18 protein-coding genes are annotated in these 17,416 nt (G+C 74.8%); 15 read left to right on the top strand and 3 right to left on the bottom strand.

Annotated features, from left to right (window positions below):
- Positions 1–122 precede the first annotated feature (122 nt).
- The 5 genes from ACWGSR_RS31630 to ACWGSR_RS31610 all read left to right on the top strand — a co-directional run bounded on the left by ACWGSR_RS31630 (position 123) and on the right by ACWGSR_RS31610 (position 4,163).
- On the top strand, positions 123–809 hold the full coding sequence (locus tag ACWGSR_RS31630; protein ID WP_453571642.1) for an ABC transporter permease: 687 nt from the start codon (positions 123–125) through the stop codon (positions 807–809).
- A gap of 1 nt (position 810) precedes the next feature.
- Complete coding sequence (locus tag ACWGSR_RS31625) at positions 811–1,509, top strand: ABC transporter permease (RefSeq protein ID WP_453571639.1); 699 nt, start codon at positions 811–813, stop codon at positions 1,507–1,509.
- Between the two features lie 5 nt (positions 1,510–1,514).
- Positions 1,515–2,498, top strand: coding sequence for an ABC transporter substrate-binding protein (locus ACWGSR_RS31620; protein ID WP_453571636.1), 984 nt, complete (start codon positions 1,515–1,517; stop codon positions 2,496–2,498).
- A gap of 130 nt (positions 2,499–2,628) precedes the next feature.
- Positions 2,629–3,675, top strand: coding sequence for a hypothetical protein (locus ACWGSR_RS31615; RefSeq protein WP_453571633.1), 1,047 nt, complete (start codon positions 2,629–2,631; stop codon positions 3,673–3,675).
- The gene (locus ACWGSR_RS31610) at positions 3,672–4,163 is read left to right on the top strand and encodes a GNAT family N-acetyltransferase (protein WP_376233705.1); all 492 of its coding nucleotides are present in this window, start codon (positions 3,672–3,674) and stop codon (positions 4,161–4,163) included. Before ACWGSR_RS31615 ends, ACWGSR_RS31610 begins: the two co-directional genes overlap by 4 nt.
- Positions 4,164–4,288: 125 nt before the next feature.
- On the opposite strand, the gene ACWGSR_RS31605 is transcribed toward ACWGSR_RS31610, so the two are convergent.
- Both ACWGSR_RS31605 and ACWGSR_RS31600 read right to left on the bottom strand, forming a co-directional pair.
- On the bottom strand, positions 4,289–5,431 hold the full coding sequence (locus ACWGSR_RS31605) for an NADH-quinone oxidoreductase subunit D (RefSeq protein WP_376233708.1): 1,143 nt from the start codon (positions 5,429–5,431) through the stop codon (positions 4,289–4,291).
- A gap of 120 nt (positions 5,432–5,551) precedes the next feature.
- The gene (locus tag ACWGSR_RS31600; protein WP_453571630.1) at positions 5,552–6,553 is read right to left on the bottom strand and encodes an SAM-dependent methyltransferase; all 1,002 of its coding nucleotides are present in this window, start codon (positions 6,551–6,553) and stop codon (positions 5,552–5,554) included.
- A gap of 96 nt (positions 6,554–6,649) precedes the next feature.
- Between ACWGSR_RS31600 and ACWGSR_RS31595 the strand changes: the two genes are divergently transcribed.
- Both ACWGSR_RS31595 and ACWGSR_RS31590 read left to right on the top strand, forming a co-directional pair.
- Entirely contained in the window at positions 6,650–7,852 is a 1,203-nt protein-coding gene (locus ACWGSR_RS31595) for a sensor histidine kinase (RefSeq protein WP_376233712.1), read from the top strand.
- Positions 7,853–7,873: 21 nt separating this feature from the next.
- Positions 7,874–8,551: a response regulator gene (locus tag ACWGSR_RS31590; protein WP_432085111.1), complete on the top strand. Its 678-nt coding sequence runs from the start codon at positions 7,874–7,876 to the stop codon at positions 8,549–8,551.
- A 121-nt stretch (positions 8,552–8,672) separates the two neighbouring features.
- Here ACWGSR_RS31590 and ACWGSR_RS31585 read toward each other — a convergent pair whose 3' ends face one another.
- Positions 8,673–9,860: a threonine aldolase family protein gene (locus tag ACWGSR_RS31585; RefSeq protein WP_453571625.1), complete on the bottom strand. Its 1,188-nt coding sequence runs from the start codon at positions 9,858–9,860 to the stop codon at positions 8,673–8,675.
- A gap of 124 nt (positions 9,861–9,984) precedes the next feature.
- On the opposite strand from ACWGSR_RS31585, the gene ACWGSR_RS31580 reads away from it, so the two are divergent.
- The 8 genes from ACWGSR_RS31580 (at position 9,985) to ACWGSR_RS31545 (ending at position 17,413) form a co-directional block, all read left to right on the top strand.
- On the top strand, positions 9,985–10,959 hold the full coding sequence (locus tag ACWGSR_RS31580) for a Rossmann-like and DUF2520 domain-containing protein (protein ID WP_376233719.1): 975 nt from the start codon (positions 9,985–9,987) through the stop codon (positions 10,957–10,959).
- 380 nt (positions 10,960–11,339) lie between these two features.
- Positions 11,340–12,311, top strand: coding sequence for a pantoate--beta-alanine ligase (gene panC / locus ACWGSR_RS31575; protein WP_453571673.1), 972 nt, complete (start codon positions 11,340–11,342; stop codon positions 12,309–12,311).
- Positions 12,308–13,984, top strand: coding sequence for an L-aspartate oxidase (locus ACWGSR_RS31570; protein WP_376233722.1), 1,677 nt, complete (start codon positions 12,308–12,310; stop codon positions 13,982–13,984). The genes panC and ACWGSR_RS31570 overlap by 4 nt, the downstream gene beginning before the upstream one ends.
- 61 nt (positions 13,985–14,045) lie before the next feature.
- Entirely contained in the window at positions 14,046–15,080 is a 1,035-nt protein-coding gene (gene nadC, locus ACWGSR_RS31565) for a carboxylating nicotinate-nucleotide diphosphorylase (RefSeq protein ID WP_366379042.1), read from the top strand.
- Positions 15,080–15,886, top strand: a complete 807-nt coding sequence (locus ACWGSR_RS31560; protein WP_366379041.1) for a type III pantothenate kinase — start codon at positions 15,080–15,082, stop codon at positions 15,884–15,886. Before nadC ends, ACWGSR_RS31560 begins: the two co-directional genes overlap by 1 nt.
- A gap of 158 nt (positions 15,887–16,044) precedes the next feature.
- Positions 16,045–16,617: a hypothetical protein gene (locus tag ACWGSR_RS31555; RefSeq protein ID WP_453571670.1), complete on the top strand. Its 573-nt coding sequence runs from the start codon at positions 16,045–16,047 to the stop codon at positions 16,615–16,617.
- Positions 16,618–16,631: 14 nt separating this feature from the next.
- On the top strand, positions 16,632–16,811 hold the full coding sequence (locus ACWGSR_RS31550) for a hypothetical protein (protein ID WP_062754418.1): 180 nt from the start codon (positions 16,632–16,634) through the stop codon (positions 16,809–16,811).
- 170 nt (positions 16,812–16,981) lie between these two features.
- A complete protein-coding gene (locus ACWGSR_RS31545) occupies positions 16,982–17,413 on the top strand; it encodes a BlaI/MecI/CopY family transcriptional regulator (protein ID WP_376233726.1) in 432 nt (143 codons plus the stop codon).
- Positions 17,414–17,416: the final 3 nt, after the last annotated feature.

Raw genomic sequence — 17,416 nt, 5'->3', positions numbered from 1 at the left:
GCGGCGGGGGTGTGTGAAGGGCGTGTTGCCGCATTGTGGCGACTCTCGGGGATTGTCGGTGGCGGGGGTTAGGGTCGTCCACACATGCGTTCGGGTGGGTGGAGAGCCCGGGGGGAGGGACGATGAGCGCGCCGAACTGTCTGGTCACGAACGACTGGATCTGCGGGGAGTACCTCCGCACGCGCAGCGGGGAGCTGACCGACGCGCTGCTCCAGCATGTGGGAATCACGGCCGCCTCGGTGCTGATCGCGCTCGTCGTCGCGGTGCCGCTGGCGCTGCTCGTGCGGGCCAGGCCCCGGTTCGCCGGGCCGGTGCTCGGACTGACCACCCTGCTCTACACGGTCCCGTCGCTGGCGATGTTCTCGCTGCTCCTTCCGTTCTTCGGGCTCTCGGCGGCGCTCGTGGTGACCGGCCTCGTGCTGTACGCCCTGACGATCCTCGTGCGGAACGCGCTGGCGGGCCTCGCCGCCGTTCCGGCCGAGACGCGGGAGGCGGCCCGGGGCATGGGGTACGGCTCGCTGCGGATGCTGTGGTCGGTCGAACTGCCGCTCGCGCTGCCGGTCCTGATGGCCGGCGTGCGGATGGCGACGGTGTCCACGATCGCGCTGACGACGATCGGTTCGGTCGTCGGGCGCGGCGGCCTCGGCAACCTCATCGAGGACGCGCTGCCGACCTTCTTCAAGGCGCAGGTGCTCGCCGCCTCGGTCCTTTGCGTGCTGCTCGCCGTCGTCGCCGACCTGCTGCTCCTGGGCCTCCAGCGGCTCCTCACGCCCTGGGCCCGCATACGGACCGCGCCGGGAGGTGGGTGAGGTGGGGGTCGTGACGGACGCCTGGGGCTGGCTCACCACCGGCGCGCACTGGACGGGCGACGGCGGCATCGGGCAGCGGCTCGCCGAGCACGTGTACGTGAGCGGGCTCGCGCTCCTGGTCGCCTCGGCGCTCGCGCTGCCGCTCGGCCTGTGGCTGGGCCACCTGGGCCGGGGCGGCGCGCTCGCGGTGAACGTGTCGAACGTGGGGCGGGCGGTCCCCGTCTTCGCGGTCCTCGCCCTGTTCATGGTGTCGCCGCTGCGGAACGCCGGATACGTGCCGACCGTGGTGGCCCTGGTGCTGTTCGCGGTGCCCCCGCTCCTCACCAACGCCTACGTGGGGGTGCGGGAGGTGGACCGGGCCGCGGTGCGGGCCGCGCGGGGCATGGGGATGACGGGCGGGCAGGTCTTCCTCCGGGTCGAACTGCCGCTCGCCCGGCCGGTGGTGACGACCGGTATCCGCTCGGCCGCGGTGCAGGTGGTCGCCACGGCCACGGTCGCGGCGATGGTGGGCCAGGGCGGCCTCGGCCGGATCATCACGGCCGGGTTCGCCACGTACGACACGGGGCAGGTGGTCGCGGGCGCCGTGCTCGTGGCCCTGCTCGCCCTCCTGGTGGAGGGCGTGCTCGTCGGCGCGGACCGGCTCCTGTCGGGGCCGGGGCACGCGCGCGGGACGAACGACCGAACGACTCGACGAAGCTGACTTGGATGGGTGATCTCGTGAACAGGGTCTCGCGTATCGCGGGCGCGTTGCTGGGTGCGGCGGCGCTGACCGCCACCCTCGGGGCGTGCGGCGGTGACAGCCTGGAGGACGGCAGGAAGGGCTCCGGGAGCTCCGGCGGGTCGAAGGGCTCGCTGGTGGTCGGCGCGGCCGCCTTCACCGAGGCCAAGGTCCTCGCCGAGCTGTACGCGCAGTCGCTGAAGGACGCCGGATACTCCGTCTCCATCACGACGGTGAAGAATCGCGAGCTGTACGAGCCCTCCCTGGAGAGCGGCGAGATCGACGTCGTCCCGGAATACGCGGCGACGATCGCGGAATTCCTCAACGCGAAGGCGAACGGGCCGAAGGCGCCCGAGGAGAAGCCGGTCGCCTCCGGTGACGCGGCGGCCACGGTCGAGGCGCTGCGGAAGCTCGCCGAGCCGCGCGGTCTGAAGGTGCTCGCGGTCGGAGAGGCGGTCGACCAGAACGCCTTCGCGGTGTCGAAGGAATTCGCCGAGAAGAACAAGCTGAAGACGCTTTCCGATCTCGGCGCGTCCAAGATCAAGGTGAAGATCGCCGCCGGTGACGAATGCGCCGTGCGCCCCTTCTGCGCCCCCGGTCTGAAGAAGACGTACGGGATCGACGTGGCCGGGATCGACCCGAAGGGCGTCGGTACCCCGCAGGCCAAGCAGGCCGTCAAGGACGGGGTGGACCAGCTCGTCCTGACCACCACCACGGACGCCACGATCGAGAACTACGGCCTCGTCTTCCTCGCCGACGACAAGAAGCTGCAGAACGCCGACAACGTGCTGCCCGTGGTCAACGCCAAGGACGCCGGTTCTCCCGAGATAGCCGCCGCCCTCGACAGGATCACCAAGGTGCTGACCACAGCGGATCTCGCCGAACTCAACCGCAAGGTGGATGCCGAGCGGGCGAAGCCGGAGGACGTCGCCAAGGAGTATCTGACGACGAAGGGGCTGCTCAAGAAGTAGGCGCGGGACGGGGGGAGTCGGCCCGAAACGGAACCGGAACGGTTGATATCCACTTCCGGTGGCGAGAAGTGGCCAAGAGATTGCCGGGCCGACCCCCCACATGGCGCCTACGCACGGTAAATTTCAGGCCATGCCACGTGGACGCCACCGCCATTCCCCGCCTCTGCACAAGCTGCTGCCGCCCTCCGCGGTCGCCGGCGCCGCGGTCGTGTGCGCCGCGGCCGCCTGGCTGCCCGCAGACCTGGTGGTCGTGCGGCTGCTGACCGCCGCCGCGGCGGCCGCGGCCGTCACCGGCGCCGTCCTCATGCGCAGTTGGGACCGGAGCGCCGGGCTGCGGGTCGCCGAGACCGAGCGGGCGCGCGCCGCCGACCAGTGGAAGTCCGAGGAGCGGGTCGCCGAACTGGAGTCCGACCTCGACGAGTCCCGCGCCCTGCGCGCCCGGCTCGACGCCAAGCTCCGCGCCAAGCGCGTGGAGCTCGCCGGGCTGCGCGGCGAGCACGCCGACCTGCTCCGCCGCTACGCCACCGCCGAGACCGAGCGCGCCAGCGCCCTGGAGGGCCGCCGCGTCCTCGCCCTGGAGAACGCGGGCCACGGCGACGCCAAGGCCCTTCCGGCCGGCGGCTCCGTCCTCACCCCGGAGGCCTTCCGCCGCGCCGCCCTGGCCCTGCGCGACCTCCCGCGCAACGCCGCCGCCCAGCAGGCCCGCCGCACCGCCGAGGCCGCCCGCGCCCGCGACCTCGCCGAGCGCGCCCGGGAGACGGAGGAGCCGCAGGGGAAGCACGCGGCGGCCGCCGGGACCGAGCAGCACACCCGGCCGGCCGCCCTCGGGCTCCCGCCCGCCGCCGCCCCCGTGCCGGTGGCCGCCGTGATCGTCCCGTACGCCTCCCGCAGGCCCGTCCCGCGCCCCGAGGGCGGCTTCGACTTCTTCGGCGCGCAGAAGACGGCGGACGCCATCGAGGCCGTGCAGAACACCGACCTCGCCGACGTCGTGGGCGAGGAGGTCCTGGCCGCCGGGGCCGCGCTCGGCGCCCCGGCCCCCACCCCGGCCGACGGCCCCGCCACCGGCATCGGCATCCCCGTGCCGCCGCGGGCGATCGGCCAGGTCATCGACCTGACCGCGCACGACGAGACGGAACAGCTCGACGTGGCGGAGCTGCGCGGGGCCGTGAACTCGTGACGCACCGCCTCGCCGCCCTCCCCGCCGGTGAGGCCGCCCGCCGCCGGGACGAACTGCTCGCCCTGTGCGCCCAGGCCTTCTGCGGCGCGCCCTGGCACGAGCCGCCGCTCGGCGCCGTACGGACCGTGGAGCGGCTGCTCGGCTCGGCGGCCGGGCGGCCCGACTTCCGGGCCGTCGCCGCCCTCGGCCCCGACGACGAACTCCTGGGCTTCACGGCCGGCTGGACCGACACCGTCCTGACCGGCCGGGAGCCCGCCTTCGAACTCGCCGAACTCGTCGTCGCCCCCGCCCACCAGGGCCTCGGCCTCGGCCGCGCCCTCCACGACGCGCTCCTCGCCGACCTGGCCCCGGGGTCACGCCTTCTGATGACCCTCGACGTACCGGAGTTGACCAAGCGGTACGAGGGCTGGGGCTGGACCGTGTACGACCGGCGCACGCCCGGCACGTCGGGGCGCGCGTACGCGGTGATGCGCCGCGAGGACGGATAGCGGCGGGTCCTGCCGGTCGATACGGGCAGCGGCGGGTTCTGTTCGTCGATACGGACAGCGGCGGGCTCTACTCGTCGATACGGGTAGCGGCAGGTTCCGCCCGTCGACACGGACAGCGGCGGTTCCTACTTGTCGATGTCGCCCACGACGAAGAAGAGCGAGCCCAGGATCGCCACCATGTCGGCGACCAGCGTCCCCGGCAGCAGCTCGGCGAGGGCCTGGATGTTGTTGAAGGAGGCCGAGCGCAGCTTCAGCCGGTACGGGGTCTTCTCGCCCTTCGACACCAGGTAGTAGCCGTTCACGCCGAGCGGGTTCTCGGTCCACGCGTACGTGTGGCCCTCCGGCGCCTTGAGGACCTTCGGCAGCCGCTGGTTGACCGGCCCCGGCGGCAGCTCCTCCATCCGGTCCAGGCAGGCGTCCGCCAGGTCCAGGGAGTTGTGCGTCTGGTCGAGCAGGCACTCGAACCGGGCGAGGCAGTCGCCTTCCTCCCGCACCGCCACCCGCAGGACGTCCGCCAGCTCTCCGTACGCGAGGTACGGCTCGTCGCGGCGCAGGTCGAAGTCGACGCCCGAGGCGCGGGCGATCGGCCCCGACACCCCGTACGCGTGGACCGCCTCCCGCGACAGGACCCCGATCCCGCGCGTACGGCCCCGGAAGATCTCGTTGCCGAGGACGAGCCGGTCGTACACGTCCATCCGCGAGCGCACGTCCGCGACGGCCTGCCGCACCCGGCCCGTCCACCCGGCGGGCAGGTCCTCCTTGAGGCCGCCGACCCGGTTGAACATGTAGTGCATCCGGCCGCCGGACGCCTCCTCCATCACCGCCTGGAGCTCCTCGCGCTCCCGGAAGGCGTGGAAGACCGGGGTGATCCCGCCGAGTTCGAGCGGGTACGAGCCGAGGAACATGAGGTGGTTGAGGACCCGGTTCAGCTCGGCGAGGAGCGTACGGGCCCACACCGCGCGCTCCGGGACCTCCATGCCCAGCATCCGCTCGACGGCCATCACCACGCCCAGCTCGCTGGAGAAGGCGGACAGCCAGTCGTGGCGGTTGGCCAGCATGACGATCTGCCGGTAGTCCCGCGCCTCGAAGAGCTTCTCGGCCCCCCGGTGCATGTAGCCGACCACCGGCTCGGCCGACCGGATCACCTCGCCGTCCAGGACGAGCCGCAGCCGGAGCACGCCGTGGGTCGAGGGGTGCTGCGGCCCGATGTTCAGCACCATGTCGGTGCTCTCCGCCGCGCCGCCGATTCCGACCGTCGTCTCCGTCATGCGGCCATTATCTCCCGTACGGGCACCGCCCCTGCGGCCCCGCCCGCCCCGGGGCCCGCCGAGTCGGCCGGACGGACCGCCGGGCCCCCGCCGGGCGGGTCCCCGGCACCCGCCGGGGCGTCAGGCCGAGGGGACGGCCGGCACCCGCCGGGTCAGCCAGAGGAAGTCGCCGAGGCCGCCGCGGGCGGTCAGCTCGGCCGCCTCGCCGGCCGAGGAGAGGGCCCTGACGTACCCGGCGGGGTCGGCCGAGGCGAGCGCGAGGGGCGGCCGGTCCCCGGTCACCCCGAGCCGCCGCAGCGCCTCCCGCTGCGTGACCAGCTCGGTGTCCGCCCCTCCGGAGGGCGCCCCTCCGCAGGCCGCCGCGCACGCGTCGAGCGCCACGTGGGACGTCAGGTCGCGGGAGCCGTCCGGCACCGGCGGGACCTCGCGGCCCGCGCGGAAGCCGGTCAGCGAGCCGAAGGGCGGCCGGGAGCCCCGTACGTGCGCGTAGTCCACGGCCACCGCCCGGCCCGCCGCCAGACAGGACACCGCCGCCGCCCAGGCCTCGTCGCGGGGCCGCCCGATCTCGGCCCGCGCGCCGGGCTCCCGCAGCGGCCACCAGCGCTCCAGCCACTCCGCGTCCGCGCCGGACACGGGCGCGCCGAGCCGCTCCGCGCCCTCCGGGGACACCTCCACGTACCGGGCCGTGCCCGCCGCGTCCGCCTCGGCCACGTCCACCGGCACGTTGTCCAGCCACTCGTTCGCGAAGAGCAGCCCCCGCACCCCGCGCGGCGGCCGGTCCGTCCACTCCACCCGGGGATCGAGCCCGTCCGGGCGCGCGGCGCGCTCGACCGCGTACGCCCGTACCGCGAGACCGCTCCCCGCGGTCGCCGCGAGCACCCCCGCCAGCAGCTCCCCGCGCCCCGCGCCCACGTCCACGAGGTCGACCCCGTCCGTCCCCAGCTCCTCCGCGACCTCGCCCAGGAGCCGGGCCACGGCCCCCGCGAAGAGCGGTGAGGCGTGCACCGAGGTGCGGAAGTGCCCCGCGGGGCCCTCGGGCCGCAGATAGAAGCCCCCGGGGCCGTACAGCGCCCGCTCCGTGGCCTCCCGCCACCCCCGCCACCGCCGCGTCTCATCCGTCACAGGCCATAGTGTCCACCTCGGGGAGTACGGTCCCCGTGCCGAGGATCGACCCCACGGTTGATCCCTGAACCTTTCCCCTTCCCTACGCTGGGTGACGTGCAGCGCCTCTACGACTTCCTCCGCAGACACCCGACGGGCGTCGACGGCTTCTGGGCCCTCGTCCTCCTCGGGTTCTCCCTGCTGTGGGTGGGCTCGACCCACCCCGGAGTCGACCACCCCGTCGCGTACGGAGTCGTCGCCGCGCTCTTCTCCCTGGTCCTGGCGCTGCGCCGGCGGGTCCCCGAGAAGATGCTGCTGCTCACCGTCGCCCTCGGCCTGGCCCAGCTCGCCCTCGGCCTGGAACCGTTCCTGGCCGACTTCGCCATGTTCGTGATCGTCTACACGGTCGCGGCGCACGACGGACCGCGCTGGGCGTCCCGGCTCGCCCTCGCCGGCGGACTGAGCGCCGCCACGCTCTCCCAGCTCAGATGGCCGGTGGAGGAGCCCTCCTCCGGCGCCGCCCGGATCTTCTTCACGATCATCATGACCGTGCCGTTCGCCCTCGCCTGGGTCCTCGGCGACTCCCTCCGCACCCGCCGCGCCTACTTCGCGCAGCTGGAGGAGCGCGCCTCCCGCCTGGAGCAGGAGCGCGAGGCCCAGGCCAAGGTCGCGGTCGCCGCCGAGCGGGCCAGGATCGCCCGCGAGCTGCACGACGTCGTCGCGCACAACGTGTCGGTGATGGTGGTCCAGGCCGACGGCGCCGCCTACGTCATGGACTCCTCCCCGGAGACCGCGAAGCAGGCCCTGGAGACCATCTCCGGCACCGGCCGGCAGGCGCTCGCCGAGATGCGCAGGCTCCTCGGCATCCTGCGCACCGGCGAGCACCAGGAGGCCGGGGAGTACGTGCCGCAGCCCGACGTGGGCCAGATCGAGGACCTCGTCGAGCAGGTCCGGGGCGCCGGCCTCACCGTCGACTTCGCGATCGAGGGGAGCCCCCGCCCGCTGCCCAGCGGCGTCGAGCTCACCGCGTACCGGATCGTGCAGGAGGCCCTCACCAACACCCGCAAGCACGGCGGGCCCGACGCGGGCGCCAGCGTCCGCCTGGTCTACTTCGACGACGGCCTCGGGCTGCTCGTCGAGGACGACGGCCGGGGAGCGCCGCAGGAGATGTACGAGGACGGGGGCGCCGACGGGCGGGGCCACGGTCTGATCGGCATGCGGGAGCGGGTCGGCATGGTCGGCGGCACCCTGGACGCGGGCCCGCGTCCGGGCGGAGGCTTCCGGATCAGCGCCCTGCTCCCCCTCAAGCCCGCCCACTGACGACCCCTAAGGAACAACCCCATGGCCATTCGCGTGATGCTCGTCGACGACCAGGTGCTGCTGCGCACCGGTTTCCGCATGGTGCTCGCCGCCCAGCCGGACATGGAGGTCGTGGCGGAGGCGGGCGACGGCGCCGAGGCCCTGGAGGTGCTGCGGTCCACGGCGGTCGACGTCGTCCTGATGGACGTGCGCATGCCGCGCCTCGACGGGGTGGAGGCGACCCGGCGGATCTGCGCTCAGCCGGACCCGCCGAAGGTGCTGATCCTGACCACCTTCGACCTCGACGAGTACGCGTTCTCCGGCCTCAAGGCGGGGGCCAGCGGCTTCATGCTGAAGGACGTGCCGCCGGCGGAGCTGCTGGGCGCGATCCGCTCGGTGCACAGCGGGGACGCGGTGGTCGCGCCCTCGACCACCCGCCGCCTCCTCGACCGCTTCTCGCCCATGCTGCCGTCCACGGGCAAGGAGCCCGAGCGCAAGGAACTGGGGCGCCTGACGGACCGGGAGCGTGAGGTGATGATGCTGGTCGCGCAGGGTCTGTCGAACGGCGAGATCGCCGCCCGGCTCGTCCTCTCCGAGGCGACGGTGAAGACGCACGTGGGCCGCATCCTGACCAAGCTGGGCCTGCGCGACCGGGTCCAGGTCGTGGTGCTGGCGTACGAGTCGGGCCTGGTGCGGGCGGGGGGCGGCGGGGCGGTGTAGGGCCTGTCAGGGGCGCCCGTCGGTCCTTCGCGTCCGTCGGTCCTCCGTGTTCGTCGGTTTTCCGCCTCCGTCAGTCCTCCAGGCCCGTCCGTCCTCCAGGCCCGTCAGTCCTCCGTGCCCCTCAGCCCTCCACCCGTGACAGGAAGTCCCGCACCGCCTCCTTCACGTCCTCCGCCGTCCACTCCAGGCCCGGTCCCGCCACCGTCAGCTCCGTCAGGGCGACCCCCGGCGGGCCGCCCGCGCCCGGGGCGGACCAGCGGCGGAAGAGGACGGTGCCGGTGGCCTCCGTCTGGGCGAGGGCCGCGGCGGTCAGGGCCTCGGGGGAGTACGGCAGCCAGACCTGGAACTGGTGGGTGTGCGGGACCTCGGGGTGCACCCGGAACCAGCCCGTGCCCGCCTCCGCGAGCGCCTCCCGGACCGCGGCGGCCACCACGCGCGCGTGGGCCGTGTACGAGGGCAGCCGGGGCAGCTCGACGTCCAGGCCCCGGAGGGCGGAGAGCGCCGCCGGGTACTGCTGGAAGACCTGTCCTCCGTACCGGTGCCGCCAGACCCTGGCCTCCTCCACGACGTCCTCGGGCCCGGCGAGCGCGGCCCCCGACTGGCCGCCGAGGGACTTGTAGAAGGACACGTACACGCTGTCGGCGAGCCCCGCGATCTCCGCGAGCCCCCGGCCGAGGCGCGGCGGGCACTCCCACAGGCGCGCCCCGTCGAAGTGGACGACCGCGTCCCGCTCCCGGGCCGCCTCCACGACCCCGGTCAGCTCCTCCCAGGAGGGCAGCACGAAGCCGGCGTCCCGCAGCGGCAGTTCCAGCATCAGCGTCCCGAACGGCTCCGGGTGGTCCCGCACCTCCTCGGCCGTCGGCAGCCGGGGCGCGTCGGTGGGGTGCGTGGTGCGGAGCCCGGAGACGGCCCCGAGCGCCCCGCCCTCGTGCACCTCCGGGTGGGCGAGCGGGTGGAGGGCGACGACGGGGCTGCCGGTGCGCCCGGCCCAGCAGCGCAGCGCCACCTGCTGGGCCATGGTGCCGGTCGGGAAGAAGACGGCGGCGGGCAGGCCCAGCTCCTCGGCGACCCGCCGCTCCAGGACCTCCACCGGGCCGTCGCCGTACGCGTCGGGCGCGGCCCCGCCGTACCCGGCGTCCTCCGCCCATCCGGCCAGCTCGCGCAGCCGCTCCCCGACCGTGCCGTCCGCGGGGGAGCGCCACAGCTTCCGCGCGGCCCCGCCCCAGACCTCCGCCCGGTACAGCCGGGCGGCCTCCTCGTCCGCGATGTCCCCGGGACGCGTCGTGCCGGCGGTTTCCACAGGTTCCATGGGTCGATCATCACACCACCGCCCACACCCTGTGGACAGCCGCGGACGGGCCCCGCCGCTGGCGTAGCATGACCAGAAATCGTCCGGTACCCGCCGAGGACTGGAACGGAAGGCCGTCCCCACCGTGAACGCACCAGCAGCGCCAGAGCCCCGAGCCGAGGATCGACCCGCCCGGCTCACCGTCGGAGTCGTCGGCGCAGGCCGGGTGGGTCCCGCCCTCGCCGCCTCCCTCCGGCTCGCGGGACACCGCCCCGTCGCCGTCTCCGCGGTCTCCGACGCCTCGCGCCGCCGCGCCGCCGAACTCCTGCCGGACGTGCCGGTCGTGGAGCCCGCGCGCGTCCTCGCCCTCGCCGACCTGGTGCTGCTCACCGTCCCCGACGACGCCCTGCCCGGCCTGGTCGAGGGCCTCGCGGACACCGGGGCCGTACGGCCGGGACAGCTGATCGTGCACACCTCCGGGCGGTACGGGGCGGGGGTGCTCGACCCCGCCCGCCGGGCCGGCGCCCTGCCGCTCGCCCTGCACCCCGCCATGACCTTCACCGGCACCGCCGTGGACGTGCAGCGGCTCGCCGGGTGCTCCTTCGGGGTGACGGCTCCCGAGGAGCTGCGGCTCGCCGCCGAGGCCCTGGTGATCGAGATGGGCGGCGAGCCCGAGTGGATCGCCGAGGAGGCCCGCCCGCTCTACCACGCGGCCCTCGCCCTCGGGGCGAACCACCTGGTCACCCTGGTGGCCCAGTCGATGGAGCTGCTCCACAAGGCCGGGGTCGCCGCCCCCGACCGGATGCTCGGCCCCCTCCTGGGCGCCGCCCTCGACAACGCCCTGCGGTCCGGCGACGCGGCCCTGACCGGCCCCGTCGCGCGCGGTGACGCCGGCACGGTCGCCGCCCACGTCGCCGAGCTGCGCAAGCACGCGCCCGGTACCGTCACCGGGTACCTGGCGATGGCCCGTACGACCGCCGACCGGGCGCTCGCGCACGGCCTGCTCAAGCCCGAGCTGGCCGAGGACCTGCTGGGGGTGCTCGCCGAGACCCCGGCGGGCGCGACCGGCCCGACCGGCACCACCGGGTCCGCCGACGGGCCGCAAGGAGACGACCGATGAGCAGCCCGTCCGCCCGCGAGCACGACCCGGCCCGGGACCGGGCCCCGGCCTCCGACGAGGCCTCCGCCCGTGCGCGGGCTTCGGCTTCCGACGAGGCCTCCGCCCGTCCGCGGGCTTCGGCTTCCGACGAGGCCTCCGCCCGTCCGCAGGCCTCGGCTTCCGACCAGGCCTCCACCCATCCGCAGGCCCCCGCCCGTCCGCAGGCCTCGGCTTCCGACGAGGCCTCCGCCCGTGCGCGGGCCTCCGCTCCCGACCAGGCCCCCGCCCCCGGCCGCGCCGACACCGACCGGCCCGCCCGGCACCGGCAGGCCGAGCCGGTCCCCACCGCCCGGGAGCTCCGCGCCGCCGCGGCGCGTCACGGCGCTCCCGGCCGCAACGCCGTGGTCATGACCATGGGCGCCCTCCACGAGGGCCACGCCACCCTGATCCGCGCCGCACGCGCGCGCGTGGGGGAGGACGGCTTCGTCGTCGTCACCGTCTTCGTCAACCCGCTCCAGTTCGGCGCGGGCGAGGACCTCGACCGCTACCCGCGCACCCTGGACGCCGACCTGGAGCTGGCCCTCGACGCGGGCGCGAGCGTCGTCTTCGCGCCCTCCGTGGACGAGGTCTACCCGGGCGGTGAGCCGCAGGTCCGGATCACCGCCGGCCCCATGGGGGAGCGGCTCGAAGGCGCCTCCCGGCCCGGCCACTTCGACGGCATGCTGACCGTCGTCGCCAAGCTGCTCCACCTCACCGCCCCCGACCTGGCCCTCTTCGGCCAGAAGGACGCCCAGCAGCTCGCCCTGATCCGGCGCATGGTCCGCGACCTGAACTTCCCGGTCGAGGTCGTCGGCGTGGAGACCGTCCGCGAGGACGACGGCCTGGCCCTCTCCAGCCGCAACCGCTACCTGTCGGCCGAGGAGCGCCGCACCGCCCTCGCGCTGTCCCGCGCGCTGTTCGCCGGCCGGGAGCGGCTCGCCGCCCAGGAGGCGCTGCGCGCGCGGGCCGACGCCCTGCCGAACGGGCGGGACCGGGCCGAGAACCGGGCCGAGGCCCTCTCCCGGCTCGGCGAGGCGCGGGCCGCCGCCGACGCCCACGCGGTCGCGCAGGCCGCCGAGACGGGCTGCGCCGCCGCCGTGCGCGCCGCCGCCCGCGCCGTCCTGGACGAGGCGGCCGCCGCCGGGCCGCCGCTCACCCTCGACTACCTGGCCCTGGTCGACCCGGCGGACTTCACCGAGGTCACCGACGACCACGACGGGGAGGCGGTCCTCGCCGTCGCCGCGCGCGTGGGGACCACGCGCCTCATCGACAACGTCCCCCTGAGCTTCGGGCCCCCGAGCCCCGAAACCCCGACCCTCGGAGCCACCAAGTGACCGGAATACGGCTGCACGCCCCCGAGCCGGGCTGGGCCATCGACGCCGACGTCGTGGTGGTCGGCTCCGGTGTCGCCGGCCTCACCGCCGCCCTGCGCTGCACCGCCGCCGGGCTCCGTACGGTCGTGGTCACCAAGGCCCGGCTCGACGACGGCTCCACCCGCTGGGCGCAGGGCGGCATCGCCGCCGCGCTCGGCGAGGGCGACACCCCCGAGCAGCACCTCGACGACACCCTCGTCGCGGGCGCCGGGCTCTGCGACGAGCGGGCCGTGCGGACCCTCGTCACCGAGGGCCCCGACGCCGTCCGCCGCCTGATCGAGACCGGCGCCGACTTCGACAAGACCTCCGAGGGCGAGATCGCGCTGACCCGCGAGGGCGGCCACCACCGGCGTCGGATCGCCCACGCGGGCGGCGACGCGACCGGCGCCGAGATCTCCCGCGCCCTCGTCGAGGCGATACGCGACCGGGGCGTGCGCACGATCGAGCACGCCCTCGTCCTGGACCTCCTCACGGACGCCGAGGGGCGCACGGCGGGCGTGACCCTGCACGTCATGGGCGAGGGCCGGCACGACGGCGTCGGCGCGGTCCACGCGCCCGCGGTGGTCCTCGCCACCGGCGGCATGGGCCAGGTCTTCTCGGCCACCACCAACCCGGCGGTCTCGACCGGCGACGGCGTGGCGCTGGCGCTGCGGGCCGGGGCCGAGGTCTCCGACCTGGAGTTCGTCCAGTTCCACCCGACCGTGCTCTTCCTGGGCGCGGGCGCCGAGGGCCAGCAGCCGCTGGTCTCCGAGGCGGTGCGGGGCGAGGGCGCGCACCTGGTCGACGCGGACGGGGTCCGCTTCATGCTGGGGCAGCACGAGCTGGCCGAGCTGGCGCCCCGGGACATCGTCGCCAAGGCGATCACGCGCCGGATGCTGGAGCGCGGCACCGAGCACATGTACCTCGACGCCCGGCACTTCGGGGCGGAGATGTGGGAGCGGCGCTTCCCGACGATCCTGGCCGCCTGCCGCGCCCACGGCATCGACCCGGTGACCGAGCCGATCCCGGTGGCCCCGGCCGCCCACTACGCCTCCGGCGGCGTCCGCACGGACCTGCGGGGCCGGACCACCGTCCCCGGTCTGTACGCGTGCGGGGAGGTGGCCTGCACGGGCGTCCACGGCGCCAACCGGCTCGCCTCGAACTCGCTCCTGGAGGGCCTGGTCTTCGCCGAGCGGATCGTGGAGGACATCGTGGCGGCGGCCCCGCGCGCGGCGGGCGCCCCGGTGCCGCACCCGGTCCCGGTGGTCCTGCCGCTGCCCGCGACGGACGCCCGGACCCGCATCCAGCGGATCATGACGAGCGGCGCCGGGGTGCTGCGCTCGGAGGCCAGCCTGCGGGAGGCCGCCGACGCGCTCGACGCGCTGCACGAGGAGGCCGTGGCGGGCGGCACCGACGACAGCAAGGCCGCCGAGCCCGGCGTGGACTCCTGGGAGACCACCAACCTGCTGTGCGTCGCCCGGGTCCTGGTCGCCGCCGCCCGCCGCCGCGAGGAGACCCGCGGCTGCCACTGGCGCGAGGACCGCCCGGAGCGCGACGACGCGCACTGGCGCCGGCACCTCGTCGTACGCCTGACGCCGGAGCGGGAGCTCGACGTCCGCACGACCGCCACGCACGACCTGCCGCCCACCGTCTGACCCCCGCCGTCACCGCCCGACCTTCCTTCCCCCCACCGTCGATGCCCCCAGGGAGCCGAAAGTGAGCACGCCCGAGGAATCCCGTCCCGAGCCCGTGGACGTCCCCCTCATCCAGATCAGCGCCTTCGAGTCGGCCCCCGGGGACGCCGAGGAGGCCGGCGGCTGCGGCGACGGCTGCGGCTGCGGCGGCGGCGAGGAGTTCGAGTGCGGGCTCGACCCGGCGCTCGCCGAGCTGCTCGCCGACGCCGGTCTCGACCCGGTCCAGGTGGAGGACGTCGCGCACCTGGCGATCGCGGAGGACCTCGACGGCGGGGTCGACGTGACGACCGTGGCGACCGTCCCCGAGGAGGCCGTGGCCACCGCCGACTTCACCGCCCGCGAGGCCGGCGTGGTGGCCGGCCTGCGGGTCGCGGAGGCGGTCCTGTCGATCGTCTGCACCGACGAGTTCGAGGTCGAGCGGCACGTCGAGGACGGCGAGCGCGTCGAGGCCGGGCAGAAGCTCCTGAGCGTCACCGCCCGCACCCGCGACCTGCTCACCGGCGAGCGCAGCGCGCTCAACATCCTGTGCCGCCTCTCCGGCATCGCCACCGCCACGCGCGCGTGGGCGGACGCCCTGGAGGGCACGGGGGCCAAGGTCCGCGACACCCGCAAGACGACGCCGGGCCTGCGCGCCCTGGAGAAGTACGCGGTCCGCTGCGGCGGCGGCGTCAACCACCGCATGTCGCTGTCCGACGCGGCCCTGGTGAAGGACAACCACGTGGTGGCGGCCGGCGGCGTGGCCGAGGCCTTCAAGGCCGTGCGCGAGCTGTTCCCGGACGTGCCGATCGAGGTCGAGGTCGACACGATGCACCAGGTCCGCGAGGTCCTGGACGCGGGCGCCGACCTGATCCTGCTCGACAACTTCACCCCGGGCGAGACCGAGGAGGCCGTGGCGCTGGTCGCGGGCCGCGCCGTCCTGGAGTCCTCGGGCCGCCTCACCCTGGAGAACGCGGCGGCGTACGCGGCGACCGGCGTCGACTACCTGGCGGTCGGCGGCCTCACCCACTCCTCCCCGATCCTCGACATCGGCCTCGACCTGCGCGAGGTGCGGGCCTGATGCTGCTCACCATCGACGTCGGCAACACGCACACGGTCCTCGGCCTCTTCGACGGGGACGAGATCGTCGAGCACTGGCGGATCTCCACGGATCCGCGCCGGACCGCCGACGAGATGGCGGTCCTGCTCCAGGGCCTGATGGGCATGCACCCGCTGCTCGGCGTCGAGCTGAGCGACGGCATCGAGGGCATCGCGATCTGCGCGACGGTCCCCTCGGTGCTGCACGAACTGCGCGAGGTCACCCGCCGGTACTACGGGGACGTGCCGGCGGTCCTGGTGGAGCCGGGCGTCAAGACGGGCGTCCCGGTCATCACCGACAACCCGAAGGAGGTCGGCGCGGACCGCGTCATCAACGCGGCCGCGGCGGTCGAGCTGTACGGCGGCCCGGCGATCGTCGTGGACTTCGGCACGGCGACGACGTACGACGCGGTCACCGCGCGCGGCGAGTACGCGGGCGGGGCGATCGCGCCGGGCATCGAGATCTCGGTGGAGGCGCTCGGCGTGCGCGGGGCGATGCTCCGCAAGATCGAGCTGGCCCGCCCGCGGAACGTGATCGGCAAGAACACGGTCGAGGCGATGCAGTCCGGCATCATCTACGGCTACGCGGGCCAGGTGGACGGCGTGGTGGCCCGGATGAAGCGCGAGCTCGTCGGCCCCAAGGGCGACCCGGACGACGTGACCGTGATCGCGACGGGCGGCCTGGCCCCGATGGTCCTCGGCGAGTCGAAGGAGATCGACGAGCACGAGCCCTGGCTGACCCTGATCGGCCTGCGCCTGGTGTACGAGCGGAACGTCTCCCGCATGTAGGGGCCCGTCCGGCGGATCAGGGCCCGGTCCGCGCGGCCGCCCTCCGGGGGGCGGCCGAACGGCTGCCGCCCGGCGCGCCGTAATGATCCCTAAGCGAAAATTGTCCGATTAGCGCGTACCGTCGGCCCATGCCCACGCCATACGGATCCCGTGGCGGCATGGCGTTCGGCGCGGACGAGCTGCGTGTGCTCCGTCGCGCCCTCGCCATCGCCCTTCACCCCGCCCCCCTTCAGGACGAGGACGTCCAGGACTGCCTGCGCCTGGCCGAATCCGTGGACGAGGCGGTCCGCGAGGCCGGTCGGCTGCGCGCCTTCCTCCTCGCCGACCTGGCCCGCTACCGCGAGGCCCTGCCGGGCTCCCTCGGCGGCTACCTGGAGCTCCTCCGGGACGCGCTGGCCGCCGGGTACGACCCCGGGGCCGACGACCTCGCCGCCCTGCGGGCGCTGCGCCGCAACCCCGCCGCCGCCGAGCTGCTCGCCCGCTGCCAGGGCCTCGCCGAGCGCTCCGTACGCGCGCGCCTGGCCCGGGTCGTCCAGGCCACCGCCCCCGCGGCCGACCGCGCCCCCAGGGCCCGGCTGCTCGCCCTGCCCGGCGGACGCGCGGCGGCCGACGAGCCCAAGCCGAACTCGCCCGCCCCCGCGGAGCGCCCGGTGCCCAAGCCCTCCGAGGTCTTCCCGCCGCGCCGGCGGCCCGTTCCGCCGCCCCCGCCCGAGGAGCGGGCCGCCGGATAGCTACCCTGGTCGCCATGGAATACGTATCCGCGCTCCTGCCGCCCGTCGTGATGGCCGCGTTCTTCATCGCCCTCGTCGTCACGATCGTCAAGAGCCAGGGCGGCCCGAACAAGGCCAAGGAGGACGCGGCCGTCGACGCCGCCCTCGCCCGCGCCGAGGCGGCCCGCCAGCCGGACGGTTCCGCCGCCTCCTGACCCCGCCGGGGTTCCGCACCACCGGGGACGCACGGCCCCACGGGGTCGTGCGTCCTTTTCGGTTCGACTCCGCCCGTCTCTGCCCGAGTCGCGTTCGATTCCCCTCGGGTTTCCGGCGTCGGATGACGTCAATAGACCCTTATCGACGTTTTGCGCACTATGGTGGCGCTGTGCCCCGTCCTTTGGGAGAGCTCGAAGACGCCGTCATGACGCGCGTGTGGCAATGGAACCGTCCGGTGACCGTCCGGGAAGTCCTGGAAGACCTCCAGCAGGAACGGTCCATCGCCTACACCACCGTCATGACCGTCATGGACAATCTCCACCAGAAGGGCTGGGTCCGCAGGGAAGTCGAAGGCCGCGCCTATCGCTATACGGCGGTCTCCACCCGCGCCGCCTACGCGGCCGCGCTCATGAACGAGGCCTGGAGCCGGAGCGACAATCCCGCCGCCGCCCTCGTCGCCTTCTTCGGCATGATGTCGTCGGACCAGCGGGAAGCCCTCGACGACGCCATTCGGATCGTCCAGCGGGACACCCCGCTCCCCGCATCCCTGCCCGCCCCGCCCGAGGAGGGCGCCGGGGAAACCGGGCCCGGGGAGCGATAGCGT

The organism is Streptomyces sp. NPDC055632, assembly GCF_053618675.1.
The sequence above is the reverse complement of the archived record's forward strand: the minus strand, read 5'-3'. Positions and strand labels throughout refer to the sequence as shown.